Below are 1,726 nucleotides of genomic sequence, written 5' to 3'. Positions count from 1 at the left end.
CCTCCGGCGCGCTGTGGGGCGCGGGGCTGCGCGCCCTCGGCGCACACCGTGCTGCACGAGCAGGAGGAGGCGCTGGGCCGGCTGGACGCCGTCGCGGGCGACGGCGACCACGGGCGCGGCATGTGCAAGGGCGTCGACGCGGCGCTCACCGCCGCCGAACAGGCCCACGCCGCGGAGACCGCGCCCGCCGCGCTGCTCGCGGCGGCCGGGGACGCGTGGGCGGCGCAGGCCGGGGGCACCTCCGGCGCGCTGTGGGGCGCGGGGCTGCGCGCCCTCGGCGCCGGGCTGCCCGCCGACCGGGCGCCGGAGCCGGGGGAGTGGGCCTCGGCCGCCGAGGCGGCACTGGACGCCGTCACCGGGCTGGGCGGGGCCGAGCCCGGCGACAAGACCCTGGTCGACGCGCTGCACCCGTTCGTCACCGGCTTCGCCGCGCTGCTGCGGGAGGGGCGGCCGCCCGCCGCGGCGTACGGCGAGGCCGCGGCGCGGGCGCGGGACGCCGCCGAGGCCACCGCCGGGCTGCGCCCGAAGCTGGGGCGGGCCCGGCCGCTCGCCGAGCGCAGCGTCGGCACCCCGGACCCCGGGGCCACGTCGCTGGCGCTCGTCCTCACAGCGCTGACCCCGCAGACCGCACCCTCCACCCCGTCAGAACCGTCCGCCGCGACTCCGCTGGGAGGCTGACCGCTGTGACCACCAACGCACCACCCCTTCATGTCGTCGTCGGCTGCGACGACGCCGGACTGGAGTACAAGGAAGCGCTCAAGAACGACCTCAAGGGTGACCCGAGGGTCGCCGAGGTGACGGACGTGGGAGTCGGCAGCGACGAGCACACCGCGTACCCGCACGTCGCCGTCGAGGCGGCGCGGCGGGTCGCCGACGGCGCGGCGGACCGGGCGCTGCTGGTGTGCGGGACGGGGCTGGGGGTCGCCATCAGCGCCAACAAGGTGCCCGGCATACGCGCCGTCACCGCGCACGACAGCTACTCCGTGCGCCGCTCCGTGCTCAGCAACAACGCGCAGGTGCTGTGCTTCGGGCAGCGGGTGATCGGGCTGGAGCTCGCCAGGACGCTGCTGGACGAGTGGCTGGGGCTCCGCTTCGACGAGAGCTCGGCGTCGGCGGCGAAGGTCGCCGCGATCTCCGGCTACGAGCGGGGCTGCTAGGCCGTTTCCGGCGGTGCCTGCTGGGCAGGGGCTGCCCCTTGCCGTCTCGTCGCAGGGTGCGGGTAGGTGCGTTGCTGGTCGCGCAGTTCCCCGCGCCCCTGTCGGGGGCCGGAAAGGCAGGAGCCCCCCGTCTGCGACGGGGGGCTCCTTGGGTACTGCTAGTCGTGGACGCCGCCTACTACGACGCCGTGACGTTCTCGGCCTGCGGACCCTTCGGGCCCTGCGTGACGTCGAAGGTCACGATCTGGTTCTCCTCAAGGGAGCGGAAGCCAGAGGCATTGATCGCGGAATAGTGAACGAAGACATCGGGGCCGCCGCCGTCCTGGGCGATGAAGCCGAAGCCCTTCTCGGCGTTGAACCACTTGACGGTTCCGGTAGCCATAAGCCCTCCTTGGGCCTATAAGGGTTGCCCTGCTCCCAGCACCCACGAAGAATCCTGAAGAAAAGCAAAGAGCCCGCGGTCACATGCTCCGCAGGCTCTGTACTGCAAGGGAAACCAAACTGCAACTTGCTTTGAGCCTAGCACGGTGCCTGCGGACGGCGGAAGAGTTCAAGATCACCCCACCGGG

General features: G+C 73.3%; 3 protein-coding genes. 2 read left to right on the top strand and 1 reads right to left on the bottom strand.

The genetic code is table 11. The features are described 5' to 3' along the window. Both G5C65_RS36775 and G5C65_RS36770 read left to right on the top strand, forming a co-directional pair. Positions 1-678 (top strand): DAK2 domain-containing protein (locus G5C65_RS36775; protein ID WP_165303378.1); only part of this gene is annotated, 678 nt, incomplete at its 5' end. Between the two features lie 5 nt (positions 679-683). Then, the gene (locus tag G5C65_RS36770; protein ID WP_165303377.1) at positions 684-1,157 is read left to right on the top strand and encodes a ribose-5-phosphate isomerase; all 474 of its coding nucleotides are present in this window, start codon (positions 684-686) and stop codon (positions 1,155-1,157) included. A 178-nt stretch (positions 1,158-1,335) separates the two neighbouring features. Here G5C65_RS36770 and G5C65_RS36765 read toward each other — a convergent pair whose 3' ends face one another. Further along, positions 1,336-1,539 (bottom strand): cold-shock protein, encoded by a 204-nt coding sequence (locus G5C65_RS36765; protein WP_165303376.1) that lies wholly within the window; start codon positions 1,537-1,539, stop codon positions 1,336-1,338. Between the last annotated feature and the right edge of the window lie 187 nt (positions 1,540-1,726).

The organism is Streptomyces boncukensis (assembly GCF_011045075.1).
Lineage (GTDB): Bacteria > Actinomycetota > Actinomycetes > Streptomycetales > Streptomycetaceae > Streptomyces > Streptomyces boncukensis.
Note: the sequence above shows the minus strand (reverse complement) of the source record. Positions and strands in the feature narration are given on the sequence as shown.

Coding starts and splice junctions, on each gene's coding strand:
- G5C65_RS36765 (WP_165303376.1), bottom strand. CDS start 1,539: ATGGCTACCGGAACCGTCAAGTGGTTCAACGCCGAGAAGGGCTTCGGC.